Source organism: Candidatus Scalindua japonica (genome assembly GCF_002443295.1).
GTDB classification, from domain to species: Bacteria; Planctomycetota; Brocadiia; order Brocadiales; family Scalinduaceae; genus Scalindua; species Scalindua japonica.
The window spans coordinates 178784-204624 of the sequence record NZ_BAOS01000017.1 but is presented as its reverse complement, the minus strand read 5'-3'; the positions used below and the strand labels follow the sequence as shown (position 1 = coordinate 204624).

Annotated in this window: 20 protein-coding genes and 2 pseudogenes; 12 read left to right on the top strand and 10 right to left on the bottom strand. The window is 38.8% G+C overall.

Annotated elements, in window-relative coordinates:
* Positions 1–24: 24 nt before the first annotated feature.
* From SCALIN_RS23925 to SCALIN_RS10915, 5 genes and pseudogenes are all read right to left on the bottom strand, one after another.
* Positions 25–347: pseudogene (locus SCALIN_RS23925) on the bottom strand (GxxExxY protein).
* Between the two features lie 126 nt (positions 348–473).
* Positions 474–2435, bottom strand: a complete 1962-nt coding sequence (uvrB, locus tag SCALIN_RS10930) for an excinuclease ABC subunit UvrB (RefSeq protein WP_096894533.1) — start codon at positions 2433–2435, stop codon at positions 474–476.
* 11 nt (positions 2436–2446) lie between these two features.
* The gene (locus tag SCALIN_RS10925; protein WP_096894532.1) at positions 2447–3661 is read right to left on the bottom strand and encodes an AI-2E family transporter; all 1215 of its coding nucleotides are present in this window, start codon (positions 3659–3661) and stop codon (positions 2447–2449) included.
* A 5-nt stretch (positions 3662–3666) separates the two neighbouring features.
* Positions 3667–4041, bottom strand: coding sequence for a ComEA family DNA-binding protein (locus tag SCALIN_RS10920; RefSeq protein ID WP_096894531.1), 375 nt, complete (start codon positions 4039–4041; stop codon positions 3667–3669).
* A 46-nt stretch (positions 4042–4087) separates the two neighbouring features.
* Positions 4088–5869 carry a hypothetical protein gene (locus SCALIN_RS10915; RefSeq protein ID WP_096894530.1) on the bottom strand — a complete coding sequence of 594 codons (1782 nt, stop codon included), beginning with the start codon at positions 5867–5869 and terminating at the stop codon, positions 4088–4090.
* Between the two features lie 395 nt (positions 5870–6264).
* Between SCALIN_RS10915 and SCALIN_RS10910 the strand changes: the two genes are divergently transcribed.
* The 4 genes from SCALIN_RS10910 to SCALIN_RS10895 all read left to right on the top strand — a co-directional run bounded on the left by SCALIN_RS10910 (position 6265) and on the right by SCALIN_RS10895 (position 9110).
* Entirely contained in the window at positions 6265–6471 is a 207-nt protein-coding gene (locus SCALIN_RS10910; protein WP_096894529.1) for a hypothetical protein, read from the top strand.
* Positions 6464–6805: a type II toxin-antitoxin system PemK/MazF family toxin gene (locus tag SCALIN_RS10905; RefSeq protein ID WP_096894528.1), complete on the top strand. Its 342-nt coding sequence runs from the start codon at positions 6464–6466 to the stop codon at positions 6803–6805. Before SCALIN_RS10910 ends, SCALIN_RS10905 begins: the two co-directional genes overlap by 8 nt.
* A gap of 53 nt (positions 6806–6858) precedes the next feature.
* A complete protein-coding gene (gene pgi / locus SCALIN_RS10900; RefSeq protein ID WP_096894527.1) occupies positions 6859–8520 on the top strand; it encodes a glucose-6-phosphate isomerase in 1662 nt (553 codons plus the stop codon).
* 221 nt (positions 8521–8741) lie between these two features.
* Positions 8742–9110: a GIY-YIG nuclease family protein gene (locus SCALIN_RS10895; RefSeq protein WP_096894526.1), complete on the top strand. Its 369-nt coding sequence runs from the start codon at positions 8742–8744 to the stop codon at positions 9108–9110.
* Positions 9111–9259: 149 nt separating this feature from the next.
* Here SCALIN_RS10895 and SCALIN_RS10890 read toward each other — a convergent pair whose 3' ends face one another.
* The 4 genes and pseudogenes from SCALIN_RS10890 to SCALIN_RS10875 all read right to left on the bottom strand — a co-directional run bounded on the left by SCALIN_RS10890 (position 9260) and on the right by SCALIN_RS10875 (position 12343).
* Positions 9260–9478 (bottom strand): hypothetical protein, encoded by a 219-nt coding sequence (locus SCALIN_RS10890; RefSeq protein WP_096894525.1) that lies wholly within the window; start codon positions 9476–9478, stop codon positions 9260–9262.
* Between the two features lie 27 nt (positions 9479–9505).
* Positions 9506–9973, bottom strand: coding sequence for a hypothetical protein (locus SCALIN_RS10885; protein WP_096894524.1), 468 nt, complete (start codon positions 9971–9973; stop codon positions 9506–9508).
* Between the two features lie 205 nt (positions 9974–10178).
* Positions 10179–11695, bottom strand: a pseudogene (locus tag SCALIN_RS10880) (ISNCY family transposase).
* A gap of 318 nt (positions 11696–12013) precedes the next feature.
* Positions 12014–12343, bottom strand: a complete 330-nt coding sequence (locus SCALIN_RS10875; protein ID WP_096894523.1) for a 4a-hydroxytetrahydrobiopterin dehydratase — start codon at positions 12341–12343, stop codon at positions 12014–12016.
* Positions 12344–12698: 355 nt separating this feature from the next.
* Here SCALIN_RS10875 and mutS point away from each other — a divergent pair, with 355 nt between their 5' ends.
* From mutS to SCALIN_RS10855, 4 genes are all read left to right on the top strand, one after another.
* Positions 12699–15326 carry a DNA mismatch repair protein MutS gene (gene mutS, locus SCALIN_RS10870; protein WP_230406598.1) on the top strand — a complete coding sequence of 876 codons (2628 nt, stop codon included), beginning with the start codon at positions 12699–12701 and terminating at the stop codon, positions 15324–15326.
* 89 nt (positions 15327–15415) lie between these two features.
* Positions 15416–17053, top strand: a complete 1638-nt coding sequence (locus SCALIN_RS10865; protein WP_096894522.1) for a hypothetical protein — start codon at positions 15416–15418, stop codon at positions 17051–17053.
* 256 nt (positions 17054–17309) lie between these two features.
* Entirely contained in the window at positions 17310–18269 is a 960-nt protein-coding gene (locus SCALIN_RS10860) for an HD-GYP domain-containing protein (protein ID WP_096894521.1), read from the top strand.
* Positions 18270–18445: 176 nt separating this feature from the next.
* Positions 18446–19582, top strand: a complete 1137-nt coding sequence (locus SCALIN_RS10855) for a response regulator (protein ID WP_096894520.1) — start codon at positions 18446–18448, stop codon at positions 19580–19582.
* A 151-nt stretch (positions 19583–19733) separates the two neighbouring features.
* Here SCALIN_RS10855 and SCALIN_RS10850 read toward each other — a convergent pair whose 3' ends face one another.
* Entirely contained in the window at positions 19734–20342 is a 609-nt protein-coding gene (locus SCALIN_RS10850) for a peptidoglycan recognition protein family protein (RefSeq protein ID WP_096894519.1), read from the bottom strand.
* Positions 20343–20512: 170 nt separating this feature from the next.
* Here SCALIN_RS10850 and priA point away from each other — a divergent pair, with 170 nt between their 5' ends.
* From priA to SCALIN_RS10830, 4 genes are all read left to right on the top strand, one after another.
* Positions 20513–22765 carry a replication restart helicase PriA gene (priA, locus tag SCALIN_RS10845; protein ID WP_096894518.1) on the top strand — a complete coding sequence of 751 codons (2253 nt, stop codon included), beginning with the start codon at positions 20513–20515 and terminating at the stop codon, positions 22763–22765.
* A gap of 10 nt (positions 22766–22775) precedes the next feature.
* Entirely contained in the window at positions 22776–24302 is a 1527-nt protein-coding gene (guaB, locus tag SCALIN_RS10840; protein ID WP_096894517.1) for an IMP dehydrogenase, read from the top strand.
* Positions 24303–24490: 188 nt separating this feature from the next.
* Complete coding sequence (locus tag SCALIN_RS10835; protein WP_096894516.1) at positions 24491–24937, top strand: PEGA domain-containing protein; 447 nt, start codon at positions 24491–24493, stop codon at positions 24935–24937.
* A gap of 206 nt (positions 24938–25143) precedes the next feature.
* Positions 25144–25788, top strand: a complete 645-nt coding sequence (locus SCALIN_RS10830) for a class I SAM-dependent methyltransferase (RefSeq protein ID WP_096894515.1) — start codon at positions 25144–25146, stop codon at positions 25786–25788.
* Positions 25789–25841: the final 53 nt, after the last annotated feature.

Sequence of the window (25841 nt, the reverse complement as noted above, 5' to 3'; positions counted from 1 at the left end):
AATTTCACTAATTAGCACTAATTTTTATAAAATAACTCTTTTATGGGTTAGACTGTTTTCTCCAAAATTAACCAGTAACCCGAGTTTCAGCTTTGATGCAGCAAGGTAGTTCAGGGTCTGTTTCACATGGCTGTTGGTAAGACTTTTTACCGCTTTGAATTCCAGTTTTATTTTATCATATACCACAAAATCTGTATAATATCCCCTTGGCAGTATAATTTCTTTGTATTCTATTTTAAAGTTTTTTCTCTTGAAAATGGTATCCGGTTGATTGAAAACTCATGCTCCAGAGCATCCTTATAAACCACCTCACTATGTCCTTTGCCAAGTATCCCATGAACTTCCATGCACAAACCAATTATTCTATACGATTCCTCCTTATAAATTAACCTATCATCCATGATATTTTAGTAACCGTTAATTTGTGATAATTTGTGTCATTCGTGTCTACAGTCTTTCGTACAAATCCGTGTCTAAGATTGTAATTTCAGCACCCTGTCCCGGATTTCCGCAGCCTTTTCAAAATTAAGATCGCTGGCGGCCTGTAGCATCTCTTCTTCAAGCTCTCTTATATATTCCTGGGTTACGTATTCGGCCTCATCCTCTTTGACCATCTGCCTTGCAATTTTTTTTGAAGTGCTCTCTTCCTCAATACTCTTCCTGATCTCCTTGCGTATAGTCTGTGGTGTAATATCATTCTGTTTATTATGCTCAAGCTGAATTTTACGCCTTCTCTCAGTCTCGTCCATTGCCCTCTGCATGGATCGGGTTACTTCATCAGCATATAATATAACCTCCGCGTTTACATTTCTTGCCGTCCTCCCTATCGTCTGGACAAGAGACGTCTCGGAACGAAGAAACCCCTCCTTATCAGCATCCAATATAGCGACCAATGATACCTCAGGCAGATCAAGCCCTTCTCTCAACAGGTTTACACCTACAACAACGTCAAACTCACCAAGCCTGAGATTCTTAAGTATTTCTACCCGTTCAATTGCGTCAAACTCCGAATGCAAATACATTCCTTTTAACCCCTCCTCTTTTATGTATTCACTCAAGTCTTCCGCAAGCCGTTTGGTTAATGTTGTTACCAGTACACGCTCTTTCTTATCCGCTCTCTTCCTGATCTGCTGCAGAAGGTCTTTAACCTGGGTCTTTGCGGGCAATATCTTTACTATTGGATCCAGAAGCCCTGTCGGCCTGATTATCTGTTCAACAGCCTTATTATGACACTTATTTAACTCATATTCTGACGGAGTTGCCGAAACCAGCAATACCTGTTTAACTAACGATTCCCATTCATCAAAACGTAGAGGCCTGTTATCCAGAGCGGAAGGAAGCCTGAAACCATATTTTACCAGGGTCTCTTTCCGCGACCTGTCTCCCGCGTACATACCTCGAATCTGAGGGACAGCAACATGGGACTCGTCAACAACCACAAAAAAATCATCTGGAAAATAATCGATTAGTGAATATGGGCGGTCACCCGGCGCACGACCACTGATATGACGTGAATAGTTTTCAATACCATGACAATATCCTATCTCGGATAACATCTCCATATCGTAACGTGTCCTTGCCTCCAGGCGTTGTGCCTCAAAATCCTTATTTTGGGAACGCAGCTCCTTCAGCCAGGCATTAAGTTCCCTTTCAATCGATTCAATTACCCTTTCAACTTTTCCCTCCGGCATCACAAAATGTTTGGCCGGATAGATGGAAATTTCTTCCGTCTCCTCTAATTTATCTCCTGAAACCGGATCAATGATAGAAAGGCCGTCTACCTCATCTCCAAACAGTTCAATACGAAAGGCAAACTTTTCATATGCGGGATACACATCTATCACATCTCCATTAACACGAAACACACCACGTTCAAATTTAATATCACTCCTCTCATAAAGTATATTTACGAGTTTCAGGAGCAATGTATTCCTTTCTATCTCCTGCCCCTTTTTTATCTGCACATACATCTCCCGATACTCCTCAGGTGAACCCAGACCGTAAATACATGAAACACTTGCCACTAAAATCACGTCCTTACGTGACATAAGGGAGCTTGTTGCTGCCAGGCGAAGGCGGTCTATCTCCTGATTTATTGTCGCCTCTTTTTCAATATAGATATCTCTCTGCGGAATATAAGCCTCCGGCTGATAATAATCATAATAACTTACAAAATATCCCACCGCGTTTTCCGGAAAGAACTCCTTGAATTCGCTGTAAAGCTGCGCGGCGAGAGTTTTGTTGTGAGACATCACAAGCGTAGGTTTGCCCAGGGCCTTTATAACATTCGCCATGGTGAAAGTCTTCCCTGAGCCTGTTACCCCCATGAGGGTTTGAAACTTCTCACCTGATTTAAAGGCCTTTGTTAATCTCTTTATCGCCTCTGGCTGATCACCCTGCGGTTTAAACTCTGATGATAATTTAAAAATAGACATATATGATAATCCTAGCCACCCTTATAAAGTTTTGTCTCTCTATATTTAACAATCCCCTCATCAATTAATACTTTAACAATAGACGCAATAGGCACAGCCAGTAATAGACCCAAAAAGCCGAATATTTCACCGCAAATCAAGATAGACAGTATTATGGCAACCGGGTTCAATCCCAGTTTATCACCTACGATTTTTGGCGTTATTACTGTTCCTTCCAGAAATTGCCCTGTACCGAAAACCAATCCGACAAGGAGTATATGAGTAATATCCTGATATTGAATAAATGCAAGGATTATGGCTGGTATCAAACCAAGTCCAATTCCAACATAAGGTATCATATTCCCAAACCCACCCACAAAGGCCAGCAAAAATGACATGGGAATTCCTATAACGGTAAGCCCTATACCATAAATAATAGACAAAATTGCACAAACCATAACCTGACCTCTGAAAAACGCTTTAAGGTTTTCATCTATTCTGGACATAATATCAACTATTTTTTCTTTTTTTTTCGATGGTAATAGTTCATTGCCTTTTGCCACAATTGTATTAAAATCATTTAAGAGATACACGGTTACAACTCCGAAAACAATAATATTCACTATTACACCAAAAAAACCAAATGTACTGTAAAATACATTTTTTACAACACCCAATACCATATTCATCACCTGTGGTATATGCTTCTTTAATTCGAGAATAGGCTTTGGAATCTTATTTTCCAAGCCTGCTGATTTTCCGGTGCCATCGGATTTACCATTCCTGCTCTTCGATTGTTGCCTTTCAGTTTGCTCCTCTCCGCCTTCTTCAGTCTCCAGTTGTGATTTTAATAAGACCCCAAACCCCGTATCTCTGTACCCATTAATCACTTTTTCGATCTTTGCCTGATATTCTGGATATCGATCTTTTAATGCAATTCCCACATGCTGGATACCGCTGACAGTCTTGGGAACCGTATAAGTTAACAAACCTCCCATAATCAGAAGCACCAGAGTCAAAAGTATTGCTATTGCCAGACCGCGCGGCACGCGCTTTTTTGAAAAGAAAAGTTTTTTCTCTGAAAAATAATCCGCTACGGGATCAAAAATATACGCTATAGTAAACGCAAGAAAGAGGGATATCAGGATACCTTTCAGGAAATAACATAATGTGAAAAACAGGGCCAGTACGCATAATATTGCCAATGCCCTTATCCACACATTTTCTAATAATTTCTGCTTTTCCATAAATCTTAGTCCCCATCAATAAAAACAAGAGCTTCAAACCTTTTTATAGTTTTCTCCCCTATACCATTTACATCACAAAGCTGTGCTAGATTCTTAAAGGTCCCAACTTCTTTTCGATACTCAACAATTGCTTTTGCCTTTTTTTCACCAATTCCGGGCAGGATAATTAGTTCGTACCATTCCGCCCTGTTCAAGTCAATCTTTAATTTAATAGATTCTGGATTTGTGTCTACAACTTCGGTTTTCGGAAGCCACCAATGCTGGTCAATTGTATACTTAATCCCTGTGCCGACCAGGATTGCCGTAATGAGAAAAAAGAGAGCAAGAGCTTCCTTCCTTGAAAACTCAAAAATCTTCAATGGTCCAGGCAGTTCTGTCATTACGTTAATAAAAAATGGGACAAAAAATAGTGCTATTATCTACGTGTTAATTAGTGCAATTCGTGTCTACAACATCCGTGTCAATCAGTGTCTTATCTTTAATAATCCGGAGTTCCCCGGCAGGAACATTAATAAGGATTTCTCCTGTTCCAACCAGTTTTATATTCCCTTCAAACTTCACTCTTCCCTGAGTCTTACCATTTTCTTTTAACAAATTGATGGCTAAAGTACCGCTGAAGTCATCAACGTCAATATAAGCATCATTAAAAATCTCAAAAAACTCTTTTGAATTTAATATGTCCTGGTTAACAAAATTGCCCTTTAACATTGGGTAGTTCTGTGTCGCGTCTCTATCAGTAAAAATTACCAACGCCGGTCCATATTTTGTCTCTTTTGCCTTTACTTTAAAAATAGAGGAGAAAAACGCGAAGAAATCTTCTCTTTTCCTTGTAGCGATATGGTTCCAGTGTTGATATTTTGCTTTTTTGGGACCTAAGATATTAAGAGCTGCGTTATTATCGAAAAATGAGACACCGTTGACATCCTGGTGTGTTGTAATAGATGTTGCCAGAGAGGCTTCAAATAAATAATTAGTAAAACCTCCCTTCTCTTTTTTCTTTAAAGCCATTGGAATATTATCGAAATGGGCCAAAACATTTCTGATATTTCCGGTTGCGACATTTGTATTATATGCACCCCTTGATTCCTCTAACTGTTTAATGTCAGCACCACTTTTTTCAGCAAGTTCGGCTTCAAAAATCTGCGTAATATAATCTCCTGTTACCTTGTTCTTCAGTAGGAAGGAGAACCCTCCCTTTCTTAAGTATTCCCAGACCAGAAAGAACGCGATTCGCAGATTGTCGTATTTTGGGTCTTTTTCTAAATCCTTCATTTCGTTAATTGCAGTTATAAAGTGATTTGCTCCCCAGTTCAATACAACAGTATTGTCACCATTACTGAATATAAAAAATTCTAAATTATCTTCCTTAATAACATCCTGGATTTCTCTATTTTTCAGACAATATTTAAACCCGTGTCCGTGTCCGCCAGGATAGCCACCATTTTCTCCAGAAATAATAAACCCTTTTGAATCATTGAATGCTTTAATCATTGGTAAAAGAGGCTGCACCGTTACTATGATCTTTAAATCCTTTAAATAACCCAATCGTTTTTTCAGGTATTCTTCAATTGGTTTGTATGATTTGGAATTCGCAATAATGGCAACATGCCGGATGCCGGAACAGTAAGCATGCATAATCATACTTTCAACATTAGAGATATAGCTTTCGTCTCTCTCTCTTTTAGCGCTTAAACCTCTGGGGATAAACTCTTCAGTACCATGCTTTTTAAAGATAGAGTATAATTCCGGTGAATATAACTCTTTTGTAAAAATGTCGAATTCCACTTTTGATAGTCCTCGATAAAAAGTCGTGTCTGTACCTCCTAACGCAATAACAAATATTGCCCTGTTCATAACAGGGAGGTTCTCAGGACAGGTCTTCTCTAGAGGTGTTGCCGGTACTTTATCAAGTATTTTAATCGTCTCAATCTGAGATAAAATTTCTGAACTCTCAGAAAGTGTTTCTATATTGTAATTTACCAGGTCAGAATAGGGATTTGACAAATTATTGTCACAGTCGTTAACTAGAAGAGTTAAATAATGTACCCACTCGTTAGCCAACTCCATGCCGTAATCGTAACCGTCATTCAACCGCAAAATTATTTTGTGAATTATAGACGTAAGTTCATTCTTTCCTTCAACGCCTGTTTCTAATAACCCTTTGACCGGTAGTTGAGCATTATTAAACTCTATCTTAATATTCTGCATTTATTTCTATTTGAGAAATTCAGAAAACGTTTAGCAATCTTTATATCTGAAGCAAGTTGTTTTACTTTATTTCTGTCCTTATTTGTACTTTTCTAAATTTTCCTTTTCTGTTAGACGCTCTTTTGACAGGTAACCAAAACTCCTCCTTCGCTTGGGCAATGTAAGATGTTTTAAACGTATTATGAGAAGTTATTGTTTTCAAATATCTATTATCCTTCTAAATGTGAGTCAACATATCTATAGTCTTAAAAAGGCAGACTAACATTTTGTATACTTAAAATCAATGTTGATTTTAAGAACAAACAAATACTTTATAGTTGACAAATGTGTTGTCTATAATATGCTATTGTTGTAAAAAAAGATTGTACTTTTGCTATTTACAAGAGGAATTATTTATGTCTCAGAAAGCCTTGAAGTATGATATTAAAGTAATGGAAAAAGGACGGGTTGAATTACAAGTTCCTTTTTCGCCAGGTTCACATGTTACTGTTTTTGTCGTTGAACAGTCTAAAGACATCTTTAATGATTTATTGGATGCATCACAGAGCAATCTTGATTTCTGGGATAATCCTTTTGATGACGAGGACTGGAATAATGCCTGATCAAGGCGAGATTGTTCTTATTCCAATTCCATTTACTGACCTGTCTTCACAAAAACGCCGACCTGTTATTGTCATTTCAAACAAAACCTATAACCATAAAACTTTGGATATAGTTGTTGTTGCCATGACTTCTGATCCAACTATTGTCGACTTTAGTATTACTATCAACTCTTCTGATCTGGACGTTGGCAAATTAAACCGGCCGGGCAATGTTCGAGTCGATAAAATATTCACCTTAGCACAATCTTTAGTCATAAAGACTTTTGGCAGGGTAAATTCAACCATGCTTAATCAAATCTGCAATAAATTGCAAGAATTAATTTCGAAGAAATAACAGAATATACAAGGAAGGATTGACTTTCTGGTAGTGGAAAGAGGTTAAATTCTATGTTGAAAAAAATTAATCCTACGATGACTCAAAGCTGGAAGGACCTCTCAGATCATTTCAAAGAGATAAAGGGTGTTCATATGAAAGATCTCTTTGCCAGCGATCCGGACAGATTTAAAAAATATTCTATTAGATTTAATGGGATTCTTGTCGATTATTCCAAGAATATAATCACAGAGGAAACACTGAAACTTTTACTTAAATTAACTGATGATGTTGGTTTAAGAGATGCGATTGATAAGATGTTCAATGGAGACAGGATAAATGAGACGGAGGATAGAGCTGTTTTGCATACAGCTTTAAGGAATAGAATAAACATTCCTGTTTGCACTAATGATAAAAATGTAATGTCCGAAGTAAATGCTGTTTTACATAAAATGAAGGTTTTTTCAGAAAAAATCATTTCCGGAGAATGGAAAGGGTTTACCGATAAAAAAATCACGGATATTGTAAATATTGGAATTGGAGGTTCAGATCTGGGGCCCGTAATGGTAACCGAATGTCTGCGGCCCTACGCGAAGGATGGTCTGACAGTTCATTTTGTATCAAACGTTGACGGGACCCATATCACAGAAACCTTGAAACATCTTAACCCTGAAACTACTCTTTTTTTCATTGCCTCTAAAACCTTCACAACTCAGGAGACAATGACGAATGCGTTTACCGCAAGAGAATGGTTATTAAAAAATGCAAAAGATCAGATACATGTTTCAAAACATTTCGTGGCGATTTCTACAAACAGAGAAAAAGTTGAGGAGTTTGGTATTGACAGAGATAACATGTTCGTGTTCTGGGACTGGGTTGGTGGCCGTTATTCACTCTGGTCGGCAATCGGTCTCTCTATAGCGTGTTATATTGGATTTGAGAACTATGCTGAACTGCTGCAAGGCGCCTTTGAAATGGACAGTCATTTTAGAGAAACTCCAATTAAAAGAAACATACCTGTTCTCCTGGCATTAATAGGAATATGGTACAACAATTTCTTTGGAGCACAAACTGAAGTAATCCTGCCATACGACCAGTATATGCACAGGTTCCCTGCATACTTTCAACAGGGGAATATGGAGAGTAACGGGAAATATGTAGATAGAAATGGAAACAGAGTCAATTATCAGACTGGCCCTGTCATATGGGGTGAGCCGGGGACAAACGGCCAACACGCCTTTTATCAATTAATACACCAGGGAACAAAGGTAATCCCGGCAGATTTCCTCGCACCCGCAATCAGCCATAACCGGATTGGTGAACATCATAATATTCTATTATCAAACTTTTTCGCACAGACAGAAGCACTTCTTAATGGAAAGACAAAAGAAGAGGTTATCGAAGAGTTGAAAAGGGACGGTAAGAGCGATGATGAAATCCGGAAACTATATCCACACAAAGTCTTTGAAGGGAACAGACCAACAAATTCAATCCTGTTCAACAAATTAACCCCGAGAACTTTAGGTTGTTTAATAGCAATGTATGAGCACAAAATATTTGTCCAGGGAGTGGTCTGGAATATCTTCAGTTTTGACCAGTGGGGCGTCGAGCTTGGAAAACAACTGGCAAAGAAGATACTGCCGGAACTAAGTGATGACAAACCTGTTGAATCCCACGATTCGTCTACAAATGGATTAATAAATGCTTTCAAAGAGATGAGAGGAGCTTCCGAGTAAGAATTCAGATTTACGTCCTTCGACTCCGCTCAGGATGACATAATAGGTGATTAAATACAACAAAATAGCATATCAGGATGAAGTAAAATTGAATACATACTGTAGTTCTGATAAGAGCTAGACATCAATGAAAATATCCTGATACAAACTTTCCACTAAATAAAAGTAGTAACTCACACGGTCATGCTGAGCGGAGTCGAAGGGTAGGTTAGAAGACTATCATGAAAACGTATTATGTATACATAATCAAATGTTCTGATCAATCATACTATACAGGTATAACTAATGATATTGAACGCCGACTACAAACACATAATGAAGGAATAAATCCAGATTGCTATACATATAAAAGACGGCCTGTAAATCTAATGTTTGTTGAAGACTTTTCAAATCCAATAGAGGCAATTGCAGCAGAGAAACAGATAAAAAGTTGGAGTAGAAAAAAGAAAGAAGCTCTTTTTCAGGGTGATTGGAATAAAATTCATGAACTAGCAAAATGTAAAAACAGTACTTCCCATGTTCATCATGAAAAACAGCCCCTCGACTCCGCTCGGGATGACAGAATTGGTAAGTCAGGACAACAAAGATAGCACGTCAGGATATTACAAAACCAAATACGATCTGGTACCCAAGCAGTGTCAGATACTGATGGATATCATAAGTAGGACAGAACAAATAATGTCACCCTGAGCGGAGTCGAAGGGTGAGGAAATAGTATAAGGGTCTGGATTCTTTGAGTCTATTCCACAGGCCAGCAAGCATCATCCTTCTCTTCCGCGAAATAGCAGAAGAGATCCCATGTATATTCCTTTTTGGAAATGGGACAGCGAAGAGTGACCTTGCGTTCTGTAATATCTGCAACTTCCCAATCACCCTCACGTTTTGATCCATCAATCCTTATCTTCTGACCTACTTGAAACGGATATGGTTTGAAAACTGTTACCTTGTGTTTTGACATAGAATTATCCTTTGAATGTTAATATTCCTAAAATTTTGTAGTATCAATTAAATCCTGTATTCTCTTGGCATGGTCTTTGTCAAATCCGATCAGATTATCAAAAACTTTCAAAGCTTTTTGATCTGCTTTTTTTGAAGCAGTCTGTTGAAAAAAGAATTCAAGAGATGCCTGTTCCAGCTCAATGGCATAAGTGTATGCCTCTCTCTTATCAGGTACATTCTCTCTACATTCTGCTATTTTTTCTTCCAGCTTATTATTTGTTGCCTGTAATTCTTTAATATCCAGATCCAGTATTGCATCGGGAAACAGGTTTTGATCCAGAAGCAATTCCAGGCCGCTCTCCAGGATCTTAGCATGATGCTCCTCTTCTTCACTGAGCATTTGCCAGAAGAGCCGGTCATCTTCAAAATGAGTTGCACATAGCGAATAAAAGGACGCAATATTTCTTTCCACTCTGATTGCTTCATTAAAAAGAAGCTTATACTGATTTTCCATAAACTATCTCCCTGATGATTGCTAGCTGGAGCTTAGCCGAAAAGGGGTACAGTCAACAGCCATAGGCCTTCGGCATATACCAAAGTGTCTGAATTTACGTTAGTAACTATAATTCATTAAAAATTTATGTGTGTTCCGCATGATTATTGCTTCTGTAGGCATACCAGTACTGTCTATCTTTTTTAGATCTAAAATCTATATACTTCTAAGCTGCTACTTTTTGTAACTCACGCTTTCTATTCTGTTTTTTTACCTCTAATATTCTACAGAAATTGTATGCGATAACTTTCTCTAATAACTCTGCCCTAACATTCTCTATGCCTCGGCGCATCACAACACCAAATTCAAAATTATGTTTTATCGTAAACATCATGGATTCGACTGCCGAACGATTATTTCGGGATTCTTTGTACTCCTCACTCTCCCACTCCTCTTCTGTTATCATGTTTTTACCCTTGGAACCACTTATACTAAATATTTCGACTCCTGCTGATAGCCATTTTGTTCGTATCTTTGCATTCGCATATCCATCATCCGTACTAACTTTTTGAGGTATTACTTCTGTCCGCATTATATGATCTTCAATCGTTCCATTCAATTCACTGAGTCTGCCGCATTTCCCTTTGGAACTACCAAGGTTGATACAAATCCGTTTTTACTACGCCCTAATTGTGGCTTATATCCTATTTTAGGCTCACGACCCCCCTTCTTTATAAATGCTGCGTCTCCATCTGAGAGACTTAACACTTTATCTGATGATTTTATCTTCTCTTCCTTAAATACTCTCTTGGGACAATAATCCATTACCTTTTCTAAATTATTGAGATCCTCTGTTATTAATTCTATTACTCGAATTAGTCGTACCTTTTGTGTAGGTTTTATATCGACTTCTGCCGCAGCTTTCTCTATCCTTTGTAGCTCTTTGCGTAATAGTTTATTTGCTCTTTTTGCGTGCTTTAACAATCTCTTATAGGCCTTATTGCGCTTCGTTTTGGCATTCTTCTTGCCCACATTTAAATCTATGCTTTTACATAAACCGGTCATCTCTTTTAATTTCCATTCGACTTCTGTGCTCTTTCTCGTTTCTATTGTGAATATATTTATCGTTTGAATTCTTTTATAGGCCCGTCCTACCAACCTTGTTAATACCTTTGAATCCGTTGGCCATGATGTATTCCCTTTTACGCTTGTACTATCTATCGTCAACTCTTTAAAGTCGTCTAACTCTTCTCTTAATACCATTCGGATTTGTGCATCAAATATCGCCTGCATTGTTTCACTACTTACTATGTTTACTAGTTCCAGTATCGTGCTAAAGCCAGGCATCTTTACTCCTTTGCCCTCTATTAGTAATCTCAATGTTATTGATTCGCTTATAAACACTTTTGCCTGTTGAGATTTTATACTACCTACATACCCTCTTACCATAGTAAACATAAACACTAAATAGGCAGACATCCGAGGGCGGCCTGTTTTTAACTCTAACTCCTCTGCAACTATCTCATCCTGGTTTACAACCCAGGGAAATGTTTTTGTATGTCGGTTATTCCATTCCTGATCTTTCAGGCGGCTTTTCTTCTCTTGTTTTGCATGTTGGTTTAAATCGCTATTCACCATTTCTAATATTTCGGGTTCCCGTTCTATTAGTTCCTCGCACACGCTTAAGTAATCTCTGAATCCTGTTTCTGCTACTGGTAAGAATATGCCGTTTAGCAGTGAAATTGGCTGAATGTTTTGCATTTAAAATTCTCCTTATTATGTTGATTTGTTACATACTAAGGAATCATTATACCTCTTTGTAAATTGTTGATCTTTCTTCCCATCCTGATTTTTTCACATTTTTTTGCAATTTCTCTAATATTTCATTGTAGTTACTATCGAAGCCTGAAGAATTTTGTTTATTTGCTTTTTTCACTATTTTTTTGCTGTTTTTATAACATAAAGTGAACACTGGTGTTGCGCTACCGCAAAATAGTGAAAACTGGTGAGCTTGCGTTCTACCACTCTGCTTTGATCCTTAGAAACCTTTTCGGCTAAGCTCTAGCTGACAGGAATCTCATCAATCCTGGCGGCAAGGATGAAATCACTTTCTGTCAAGCCGTCAATCTTATGAGTGCACATGGTAATGCGGACTTTCCCCCATGTAAAAAAAATATCAGGATGGTGTCCCTGTTCTTCCGCAATATCTCCCACTTTATTTACAAATGCAAGCGCCTTTACGAAGTTGGAAAATTTGTAGGTTTTAGTAATATGATGTTCTTCAACTACCTCCCAACCATCTACCTGTTGTTTCAGTTTTTCTAACTCCTCGCCTTTTAATGGCGGCACTCCGCCTTTGCAGGGTACACATTGTTTTCTAGAAAGTGACATCTTCAACTCCTTTCTTAAAATTAGGCATTTTAGCCCCTATTCAACCGTATCATATTTTCTTTAAAGCGGTCGGAGAAGAATAATTTTTTTTAAAAATAAACATGTAAATTCATACTAATGTTAACTATGTACAAAATCAATAGTTATTTCCAACAATATTTCTCTGATTATCCTACCAAATACACCGGTTACAACTTGACATTATATGATAGCAGGTGTATTTTAAATAATTTGTATCCTGTGCGTTCTCTGCGTCTTCTTGTCCCCGTCGTTTTTTGTCCGGGGAGTGGTGAATTTTTATTTTTGCAAAAATTATAATATACAACATAAACTCGCCTAAAATAAGGAAAACTGGATGCCTTTTTCAACCCCTATGATGAAACAATATCTGAGTATCAAGAAGAAAAATGAGGACTCATTACTGTTTTTCCGTATGGGGGATTTTTACGAAATGTTCCACGATGATGCCAGGATTGCCGCAAAGATCCTGGGTATTACATTGACTTCAAGGTCGAAAGGTGAAAAGGCCATGCCTATGGCCGGCATACCTTATCATGCAGCCGGTTCCTACATCCCAAAGTTGATAAAGGCGGGATACAAGGTTGCTGTATGTGAACAGATGCAGAATGGAAGTGAAAAAGACAATTCTAAAGCGGGCACAAAAGGGATAGTTGAACGAGACGTGGTACGGATCATCACACCCGGCACACTTACTGAAGATACAATGCTGGATGATAAAGACAACAACTATCTTTTGTCTCTTTTTATACATGATGATAAGGCAGGTGTGTCATGGGTAGACATTTCTACCGGAAAGTTCATGGTACAGGATATTAATAATGATAATTTATTCGATGAACTGTCGAGGATAAATCCGTCGGAGTGTATCATTCCTGAAAATGTTACTTTTAAGGAGTTCGATCTTTCAGAAAGAATTACTTTAGATTTTAATGCGATGGTTACACGTCGTGCAGACTGGGAGTTTTCACGTGATACAGCATACCAGAATCTTATCAGCCATTTTTGCACTTCTTCGCTGGAGGGGTTTGGATGCGAAGATATAGGCCCTTCTCTCTGTGCGGCTGGCGCATTAATAAACTACCTTAATGAAACACAAAAAACTTCACTGAAACATATTAATAAGATTGAGAAGTTTTCCAGCCATAACCGCCTTATCCTGGACCATCCCACACAACTGAGCCTGGAGCTGGTTAAGACGTCGAGGACACACCAGAAGGAAGGTTCATTATTGGGAGTACTGGACCGCACAAAGACACCTATGGGAGGAAGGTTAATAAAGGGTTGGCTGGTGAGTCCGCTTTGTATATCCGAGGATATAAATATCAGGCAGAATGGTGTAGGGGAGTTATATAATGATAAAAACCTTTGCAGGGAGATTTGTGAATTACTGAAAGATATTTATGATATTGAAAGAATTTCTGCAAAGATCAACTTTGGCCGCGCCAACGCGAGAGACCTCATTTCTCTGAAGCAATCACTTTCACTCTTACCAAAATTAAAGTCTTCAATTTCTACCTGTAATTCTTCGATTTTAAAACTCTTTCATGAAACACTGGACCTTTTAGAAGAGCCAAAGGTTCTTATAAGTACGGCTATTGTATCTGATCCTCCACATTCAGTCCGTGATGGAGGAATGATACGGGAAGGCTATGACCACGATCTGGATGAGTTGAGAAATATCAGTAAAAACGGAAAGAGTTGGATTGCCGGCTTTCAGGCAAAAGAGACAGAAAGGACGGGAATAAGTTCATTAAAGATTGGATACAATAAAGTATTCGGATACTATCTCGAAATCACAAATGTTCACAAAGAGAGGGTCCCTGAAACGTATATTCGCAAGCAGACCCTTAAACATGCAGAGAGATACATCACACCGGAACTGAAGGAGTATGAAACCAAGGTACTTACTGCGGATGACAGAGCAAAGGACCTGGAATACGAGTACTTTCAAAAGATCAGGGAAGAGGTGGCTACTTACACTGAACGCTTACAGAAGACGGCAGATGTTATTGCACATCTGGACGTCCTTTCAACACTTGCAAATGTAGCTGCCGAAAACGGATACACTAGACCTGAGATATCAGATGGGACCACTCTCAGGATTGTTGATGGAAGGCACCCCGTTCTGGACAAAACATTAATGTCGGAAAAATTTGTACCCAATGATATTGATATTAATGGATCAGACAAACAGATCATGGTCATCACAGGGCCAAATATGGCAGGAAAGAGCACATATATTCGCCAGGTAGCCCTGCTCGTACTCATGGCACAGATGGGCAGTTTTATCCCGGCAAAAGAGGCGACAATAGGAGTCGTTGATCGTGTGTTTACAAGAGTGGGCGCGATGGATGAACTGGCAAAAGGCCAGAGCACCTTTATGGTTGAGATGAATGAAGCCGCAAACATATTAAATAATGCTACAAAACGCAGCCTGATTATCCTGGACGAAGTTGGCCGGGGAACCAGCACCTTTGACGGTGTAAGTATTGCCTGGGCGTTAACGGAATATATATACGAGCATCTGAAAGCCAGGACACTGTTTGCCACTCATTATCACGAACTGGCGGAGCTGGCACTGCTCTTTCCGGGTATCAGAAACTACAATATTGCGGTTAGGGAGTGGGAAGATGAGATCATCTTCCTCAGAAAGATTATTGAAGGCGGAGCTGACAAAAGTTATGGCATCCATGTAGCAAGGCTGGCTGGAATGCCAAAAGAGGTAATCCAGAGGGCCAGGGTAATACTCGCCAATCTTGAAGCGGAGACACTGGATGTGGATGGCAAACCTAAGTTTGCAACTATCAAGAGTAAAGAAGAACCTAAGCCAAAACAACTCACTCTCTTTAACCCACCTCAGAATACCGTGATTGAAGAGATAAGAAATCTGGACATTTCAAAAATCACACCACTTGAAGCACTCAATAAACTTCATGAACTTAAAGAGAAACTGGAAGAGTAGGTAAGGGTTACAAGATTAAGGACGAAAATTACACATAGCAAAATTGGTGGTATGGAAAAACTCGTTTGTCTGTGTTCTGTTAATTTAATATGAAAATCAAACCATTCACAACTCCTGAGCAGAACAAAGAGGTATTCATTAATCCCGAATATGAAGATATTCCGAGATTAATTGACTCAAATAAAGAGAGATTCCAATCTTACGATTTTAATATTAACGGCACACCTTTTTTTCAATTCCGTGAACAGGTACGTGCAGAGACATTAAAAAAAGCAAGAGAATATACTGAAAAAATATGGTCTCTCTGTTCAAAACTGAAAATAGCTGATACAGAAAACTTTTCTTATACGAAAGATTCTTATTCCCCTGATAAGGAGATAATCCAGACCGGACACTCCCCTGCCCTTGCACACCCGGGTGTAATGATAAAGCACAGTCTTGTGAATAGCGTTGCAAAAAAAACGAATGGCGTCAGCATCAATATGGTTGTAGATAATGATGCCAGTATTGATAATTGTCTGAATATTCCAAACATAAACGGCCAGGATGCTTCAGTTGAAAAAATAGAATACATTCCCGGCTTACGCAATCTCGCCTTTGAAGAGATCAGCTACGCGGATTCAAAACAACTAACAGCTTTTAAAGATAGCGCTGTAAAGGCCCTGCATAATCCTGATATGACGAAAACGTTTGAGGATTTTATGAATGTAGTAATGAGGGTTTCTGAAGGAACGCTGCAATTCAGTGATCTATTTACCTATGCAAGGCACGCGTTGTTATTAAGATCTGGAATTTGTAATCAGGAAATTCCTGTTTCTCTTATCAGCAAAACAGATTCTTTCTTACATTTCTTTCTACACATAGCGGCTGATGTAAACCGTTTTGTAGAGATCTATAATGCAAAGCTCAGAGAATATCGCAGGTTAAGAAAAATAAGCTCAAAGGCCAACCCCCTTCCTGATTTGATGGAGAAAGGTGATGTAGTTGAAATGCCATTCTGGGTGTGGGTAGAAGATGAACAGCGGAAAAACCTTTACGCGTCTAAAGCAAATGAGAAACGTTTAGACATAATAAAGGAAAACAGAATTCTTTCCTGTTTTGATCTTGGTGAAAACAGTAACTTATCAGAAAACTTAAGAAGGTTGAAAGATCTGATAAGTGACGGCATAAAGATACGACCAAAGGCGATAGTTAACACTATGTACTCAAGGATGTTCTTTTCCGACCTGTTTATCCATGGAATCGGTGGTGCTAAATATGATCAGATCACCGATGAGATCATAAGAGATTTCTTTGGTGTGGAACCCCCGGAATACGCAACAATCTCAGCAACCCTGCACTTACCCTATACACCATTTGATGTTTCTAAGGAAAATGTTAATACGCTGAAACACGACATCAAAGATATGAGTTACAACCCTGACAGATATGCATCCGACGAAATTATGGAAGACTTAGAAATGAGATCTATGGTAAGCGAAAAGAGAAAGCTGATAGCTAAGGTGTCACACGATACCAAAGAAAAACACCGTACTTTTCAGAGGTTAAAACAGATTAATACCTTAATGAAAGATAAGATCAGTCCCCTGATTAAAAAGAAGGAAAAAAAAATTGAAAATTTAGAGAAGAAGCTAGCATATAACTCTATTGTAACGGATAGAGAATATCCCTTTTGTATCTATCCGGAATCAATGCTGGAAAAACTTTTTAGAAATAGTAAAAGATAAAAGGAAGATATATCATCTTTGTTGACTGAAAATTTTCAAATAATTGGTTCGAAAACCTGAAAGTAGTGAATTTTTGTGAATAACTACCGATAATTCCGTATATATAAGCTGGTTTTCTTCCATTTACTGTTTTCTAATGGGAATTTCACTGAACTGTATGGATATGGGGCATATTAGTGAATACTTACCGCTTAAAGCTCTGATAGGTTAAACCTGTTTAATAGCCAGGTTACTATAAATAGGAGAAATAAGCAGAATGAAGGACTTTTTAGCTATCAATGAGAGTACTTTGGTAGAAGATACTGAAGTAGATTGTGATTTATATATAAAAAGCTACGTTAATGGAAACCCGAGATATGTTTTGTTTAGTCATGGTGGCGAAATGTTTCGCGGCGAGAGACGAAAGCAGTTAATTGAGAGTAATATTAAGAAGCTTTATGTCTATGCAAAAAGTTACAAGACATTTAACGATTATCAGGAGCAGAATTTAAAGAAAATTCTTTCAGACAAAGGAAAAAGCTCAAGAGAAAAATCGACTATTGTTTATAGTGTTGCAAAGAATTTGACTCAGGAACTGTTGAATGATTCAAAATCAGGAGTTAAGGTAGAAAGGGTTTCTTCCTGGGTGGAAAATACCGTTGATTATATTTTACACGACGAAAAGGCATTCTCAAACCTGACAAGAGTAACTGCCCATGATTATCAAACTTACACACACTCTGTAAATTTGTCTGTACTGGGTTTGCTTTTTGGAAAACATCTTGGTTTGGGTCCGGATAGTCTGAGTAGCCTTGGTACAGGGATGATTTTGCATGACATTGGAAAAATTGAAGTACCGGCAAATATACTCAATAAATCAGGTTCTTTGACAAGTGATGAATTTGAGATAGTTAAAAGGCATCCTGTAACAGCGGTAAATTTTTTATCAAAAGAAGACAATATCTCGGAAAAATCTCTGAATATTTTACTCCAGCATCATGAAAACTATGACGGAACAGGTTACCCAAATGGAATTGCAGGAGAAGAAATTCACCTGTTTGGAAGAGCTGCCCGTATTATAGATGTATATGATGCGATAACTTCAAACAGGGCTTATAGAAACGCGCTTAAACCATTTTCTGCTCTCGTAGAGATGAAGAATACAATGAAGAACTGCTTTGATGTTGAACTGTTTAAAGAGTTTATCTGCTTTTTAGGTAATTCGCCTCACAAATGAAATCATTTAAGAATGATAAACATGAGTGCATGATAGTAATGGAAACAATGTTGACAATTACCCAGGTTTTCTACCAGGTGTTCAATATCATTTTTCAGAGAGGAGGAATTACTAATTCAAGTGATACTATCACAAAATGAACTGAATCTGAACTTTATCCTGACAGAATTATAGAAATGATCAATTCGAAAAAAATGGACCACGAAACAGGACCGGTGAAGCCCAATATACTTATTGTAGATGATAGCGATATTAATCTTAAAATCCTCAATGATTTGATTGAGATTATGGGATATACGCCTGTTATGGCAGAAAATGGATTATACGCTTTATCCGTATTGGAGAACCAGGCTTGCGACCTGGTCCTGTTGGATATTCGTATGCCTGAAATGGATGGTTACCAGGTGTTGAAAATCATAAAGAACGATCCACATTTATCTCATATCCCGGTCATAATGATCTCTGCACTTAGTGATATGGATAATGTAATACGTTGTATCGAAAGTGGGGCGGATGACTATATGGTCAAACCATTTGTCCATGCTATTCTAAGAGCCAGGATTGATGCGTGCCTGGAAAAAAAGCAGATGCATGATAAAGAGAGCCGATATCAGGAGCAGATTGAAAGCTTTAACCTGGAACTGCAGAACCGTGTCAGTAAACAAGTGTCTGAGATTACCGCTGCTCAGCGGGCTACTATCTTTGCAATGGCAAAACTTGCTGAGTCACGTGATCCGGAAACAGGGGAACATCTATTAAGGATAAGAGAGTATGTTAGATTTCTCTGTCAACAACTCCGTTTTCTTACAAAATATGAGAATATCATAGACGATAATTATATAGAAAATATTTGTGCTGCCAGCCCGTTGCATGATATCGGTAAAGTTGGGATTGCAGATGGTATACTTCTAAAACCTGATAAACTAACGGATGAAGAGTTTAATGCCATGAAAGCCCATACCTGTATAGGAGCTGAAACACTTAGAGAAGTGTACCGGCTGCATTCCGGAAACGACTTTGTACGTATTGGTATTGATATTGCTGAGAGTCACCATGAAAAATGGGACGGTACGGGTTATCCGCATGGACTTGCCGGAGAAAACATTCCTCTGGTCGGACGAATTCTTGCATTGTCCGATGTATACGATGCGCTGACATCCAGACGCTGCTACAAAGAAGCATTTTCTCATACCAGGAGCATTAAAATCATTGTTGATGGCAGTGGCAAGCACTTTGATCCTGATGTGGTAGATGCTTTTATTAAGGCAGAAAAAGATTTTGTCAGTATCAGAGAGTATTATGTTGATGGGTAATCTGATGTATCTCTCTGCTGTCATTCTTGTTATATCAAAGACCCTGGTTTGTTAAGGGTAAAACTGGAAAGCCTTTTGAAGGCAACATCTTCGTGTCTGCATTGACGTTCTATGCTTTTCTTGACTGGAAATTGTCAATACCGAGTTTATTTTATAGTGACTGCAATGAACTTATTTTGTTAATAAGTTGTCTGTAAGGAAAATGCCTGCCGGGGCATGCCGTGCCTTTTTGAAGGACCTGACAATGTTTGACTATATGTGATATGGGGATATTATATTTTTTTGAAAAGTAATTGATCAGGCTTATAAGAGATGTAAATTGATTGTCTGTAGGTCCTTTGTCCTTTTCAAAGTTCCCGACAAGGCAGATGCCGATAGAAATCTGATTAAGATCTTTATTAGCGGTATGCGCGCCATGAATTTGTTTTTTCCACCTGTTACCCACTTCAATCACACCATTGCCCGAACCGTTACCGTTTCCGATGACGAAATGATAGGCCAGGCCGTGCGACCACTTTTTTTGTTCCCTGTGATATCGGTCAAAGCTATTCGCGCATCCTTCATCAGTGGCGCTGTGATGTATTACCACATATTGCCAGTTATTCTCACTTACGTCTACTTCGCATAATCTTTCTAAATCAATAGTGGTGACACGAATCTTCCTTTTAACACTGATAAATGGATAATAAATAAGAAGCCCTGATGCTGTTACAAACATGGCAACTATAAATATTTTGACATGCCGTTCAACTATCTTCATGGTATCGTTTGGTTCGTCTCTTTAATATCGATATTTTATAGAAATATTGGGGTGGTAAATCAAGGATAATATGCTTGTATAATGATGCTTGTCTTGACTCTTTTTTATAATTGTGATACTATCCTGCAAAATAACTATGATTTCAAATATTTGTAAGGGCTTTTATTTCAATGACTTGCGAGCGCTTTGCTGAGGTTGTCCTGGATATACCTCTGAATAAAAAATTTCACTACAAAATCCCGCCATCTTTTGTAAACCAGGTAGCAATTGGTAAAAGGGTTAAGGTTCCTTTTGGGAATAGGACCGTTGTGGGGTATTGTGTTGGATTGACCAATATATCAGACGTAACAACATTAAAGGACATAATACACGTAATCGACACAACACCTATCTTGAATTCAAAAATGTTAAGAGTCGCGGAGTGGATGTCGAATTTCTATTTCTGCGGTTTAGGTGAGGCCCTGGTATCGTTTTTACCTTCTGTGGTAAGGAAGGGTATGAAATCCAGGACAATAAGCGTTGTCAGATTGTGTAGAGATGGAGCTTCGGTAAGAGATATGGTCTCCACAATAAAAAAGAGAGCGCCAAAACAGGCAAGAGTGCTGGAAGTCCTCACTGAAGAAGGCGAGATGACATTTCCGGAATTAGCAAGTATCAGCAAGTGCAAAATGGATAGTATTAACAGACTTCGTGATCGTGGTTTTATAACCCTTGATAAAAAAGAGGTAAGCGACTCTCTCTTTGCCGGAAAACACTTTAAGAAGACAGCTCATTTATCATCAACCGAAGAGCAGGAAGTAGCAATCAGGTTAATTAAGAGAAAATTAAGAGAGAGAAAGCATAGTGTTGTTTTGCTTAAAGGTGTTACGGGAAGCGGTAAGACAGAGGTCTATCTTCAGGCGATCTCAGAAGTGATTACTTTGGGTATGAGGGCCATTGTTCTTGTCCCTGAAATATCTCTTACACCACAAACAATTGAAAGGTTTAAATCCCGTTTTGATAGAGTGTCCGTTTTACATAGCAGTTTGACTGAGAGGCAGAGAAGCGATCAATGGTGGGAAATTAAGAACGGCAATGCAGATGTTGTCGTTGGCGCCCGTTCGGCAGTGTTTGCCCCTTTAGAAGATGTGGGGCTTATCGTAATTGATGAAGAACATGAAAATACATTCAAGCAGGACACATCTCCGCGTTACAACGCTCGCGATGTGAGTGTTGTCAGGGCTGCATATGAAAATGCGGTGGTTGTGCTTGGCTCAGCGACACCTTCTCTTGAAAGCTTCTATAATACGTCTAATGGTAAGTATGAATGTGTTAATTTGAAGAATCGTGTTGGGCACAAACCTCTTCCCAGGGTGGAAATAATTGATATGCGACGTGAAGTTTACAGAGGTAAAGGGCTTAAGCAGATATCAAATTATCTGGAACTCAGTATGAAGCAATCTCTTTCCAGAAAAGAGCAGGTGTTGCTACTATTGAACAGACGGGGTTTTTCACCTTTTATAAGTTGTAGAAGATGTGGATTTGTATTAAGATGTAAAAGATGTGACATATCTCTTACTTATCACAAAAAGAGAGATGCGGTAATATGTCATTATTGCTTTTCAGAAGAGCCTGTTCCAGGAGAATGTCCTGATTGCTGTTCTAATGGAATACGTTTTCAGGGTTTTGGTACTGAGAGAATGGAGGAGTTGATAAAGACCAGGTTCCCTGATTATAATCTCCTGAGAATGGATAGCGATACAATGAGAGGGAAGGATTCTCACGAAAAGGCATTAAGCTCTTTTCGAAATGGCGATATAGATATCCTTTTAGGCACTCAAATGATAGCAAAAGGCCTTGATTTTCCGAATGTTACGTTGGTTGGTGTACTTTCTGCTGATACCATTATCAATCTGCCGGATTTTCGAGCTGGAGAGAAGACGTTCCAACTGCTTTGTCAGGTGGCGGGCAGAACAGGAAGAGGATCAAAGGGGGGCAAGGTCGTTGTTCAAACTTACAATCCTGAGCATTACAGTATTACACATGCTGCATCACACGACTACGATGGGTTTGCCAAAAAAGAACTTGAATATAGAAAGCAACTTTATTATCCTCCATATGGGCGATTAGCCAGAGTTGTTTTGCGTGGAAAGAATGACCAGGATGTTAAAGAAAAGATCTCCAAAATTGCTGAAAAGCTAATGAAAGCAATAAAACTGTCCGGAGGTCCGCTTTTATCTGGGTTGCATAAAAACAAAATTGGTGTTTTAGGTCCTGCGCCCGCGCCGATTGTCAAGGTTAAAGACAACTATAGATGGCACTTAATAGTGAAGGCGGATAGTTTCAATAATCTGCATACGATCTTAAAAAGTATTGAAAACGAAAAAAGAAATTCAAAAAAGGTCCAGATGATGATAGATGTGGACCCTTACATGTTAATATAGGTGATAAATAATGCCAGAAAATGGATTTAGCGCGGAAGAGTTCTTTGGCGACGGCGGAGGTATGACATATAGTGATTTTATACTGCTGCCCGGCTATATAGGTTTTTCTATAGAAGATGTTGATCTGGAAACGAACCTTACAAGGAATATCAGGATAAAGAGACCGCTTGTCAGCTCTCCGATGGATACTGTTACGGAGTCAAAAATGGCCATCTATATGGCCCTCCTGGGTGGAATCGGAGTAATACATTACAATAACACAATTGAAGAGCAGGCTGCGGAAGTCAGATTGGTAAAAAGGTTTGAAAACGGTTTCATTACCGATCCTGTAACGCTCAGTCCGGAAGACACAATTTTAGATGTAGATAACATAAAAAAAACATACGGATTTTCCGGGATACCAATAACCGAAGACGGGACATTAAAAACAAAATTAACAGGTATCGTTACACGGAGGGATATAGATTTTGAATTAGATAGAACAAAAAAACTACGTGATGTTATGGTTGACCGGCTTATTACGGCAACTGCGGGTATTACTCTTGCGGAAGGGAATAAAATACTTAAGGAGTCAAAAAAAGGCAAGTTGCCTCTGATAGATAAAGAAGGACGTCTGGTGTCCTTAATGAGCAGGTCTGATTTGTTAAAAAATAAGGATTTTCCTCTGGCTTCAAAAAACAAAGAAAAACAGTTGCTGGTAGGAGCGGCGATTTCAACACGAGATGAAGACAAGGAAAGACTGAAAGAGTTAGTAGATGCCGGAGTGGATGTAATAGTGATTGACGCATCTCAGGGTGATTCAATTTACCAGCACAATATGATAGAGTATATAAAGAATAATTATCCTGAAATAGATGTTATAGGCGGAAACGTTGTAACGGCCAGGCAATGTAAATCACTCATTGATAAGGGTGTAGATGCGCTTCGGATAGGCATGGGAGCAGGTTCTATCTGCATTACACAGGATACCATGGCCGTAGGGAGAGCACAGGGGTCTGCGGTCTATCACTGCGCAAAGTTTGCGAGAGAGTATGCGGGAATACCGGTAATAGCGGATGGAGGAGTTGCAAATATAGGATACATAGTTAAAGCGCTGTCATTGGGAGCAAGTGACGTAATGCTTGGCGCATTGCTTGCCGGTACGAATGAGGCTCCGGGTGACTACTATTATGAAGGTGGTGTCAGGTTAAAAAAATATCGAGGTATGGCATCTTTAGAGGCGATGGATAAAGGTGGTGACAAGAGATATTATTCAAATGATGATAAAATAAAAATTGCTCAGGGAGTGTCTGGTACTGTAGTTGATAAAGGCTCAGTTGCTCATTTTGGGGAGTATATTATCAAAAGCTTATTGCATGCTATGCAGACAATTGGTTACAAGACAATAAAGGACCTGCATAACGCGATTTATGACGGTTCTCTAGCTTTTGAAGCCAGGTCACCTTCCGCTCAGGGGGAAGGGGCGGTCCATGACCTGCATTCATATACCGCGCCAGAAGCGGCGCTCTTTTATCCTCGTGATAGAAAAAGGGGATAGTTTCAAATTTGATCCTTCATTCCGCTCCGCTACGTTCAGAATGACATGCTAATCTGTCGTTCTGAAGGATGAACGGAGTGAGCTAAGCTCCGCTTTACTGAAGAATCTAAACTTTGGATTTTCAATACATATTTATACATAAATTTATAAAATAATTTCAACTTGTAGTTTATAGGGTAAACTTTATCATGATGAAAACGGTACGATCTATCAATTTCCTGGTCCTCATCGCTGTTCTTTTTGCCTTTTCCGGCTGTGTAACCAGATCAATAACGGTTAAGACAAATCCCAGCAATGCTCTGGTATATATTGATGATCAGCTTATCGGCGAAAGTCCCGTTACGATACCGTTTACATATTATGGCACCAGAAAAATAATGATAGTGAGAAAGGATGAGAACGGGGCGCTTACCCACGAACGCAAAATAGTATTTGAAGAGACAAAGGCGCCTTATTACGAAATATTTCCTCTGGATTTCTTCTCCGAATTATTGTGGCCACGCAAACTTAAAGATGACAAGGTTTTTAGTTATAATCTGGCCGAATTAAAGCCATTATCTATGAAAGAGAAACAGGCAAGTGTATTAAAAAATGCTGAAGAGTTAAGGAAAAGAGTTAACGTACCGGAGTTCTAGATATCATTCTCGGCCTTGCCGAGCCAGGGCTAAATATGTGGTAGACACAAATTAGCCGAATTTGTATCTAAAATATTCCAGGTTGTACGTTGAAACCTATCTGCCGCAGATGAGTATTTCTTGAACGTTCCCTTATTTAATTAATATATAGATTAATAATAAATACATGTAGGCTCCGTTTCTCAAACTGACCAATCAGGCTCTGTATGAAAATGATATTAATTTCCACAATAACCCTCTCTCTCTTATTCTTCTGTTTTGGACAGATTGTTTGTGCCGGTGAAGATGACAGGAATAGATGGAACAAACGTTACAACTCCAGAGAGTATATCTATGGTAAAGAACCGTTAAAGTTTCTTAAAGATAAGTTGGACATTCTGGTGAGAGGCAAGGCCCTGGTACTGGCTATGGGAGAAGGGAGAAACGCTGTATTTCTTGCCGGAAACGGTTTTGCTGTTGACGGTTGTGATATTTCAGATAAAGCAGTTGAGAAAGCCAGGCTTTTCGCTCGGGAAAGTGGTGTGACGCTGAACGCATTTGCAGCTGATCTGGAGGAATATAAAATCCCCTCTGATAAGTATGATCTCATTACCTGTTTTTATTATACACAGAAAGACCTTATCCCCCAGATCAAGGAGGGCCTTAGAAAGGGTGGTATGGTTATGTTTGAGACATACTCTATTGATCAGATGAAATATGGAAAAGACGCGCCCGGACCCAAAAATCCGGCATATCTACTGAAGCACAATGAACTTCTCAATTCTTTCAGAGATTTCCGTATTCTTTTTTATAGAGAAGGTGAGATAGCAGAGAATAAGTCAGTGGTGAGTTTGATAGCACAGAAGAAATGAGAATTTCACCGTATTGATTCAGCAAATAAAAACTATTCAACACGGTTTTTCAT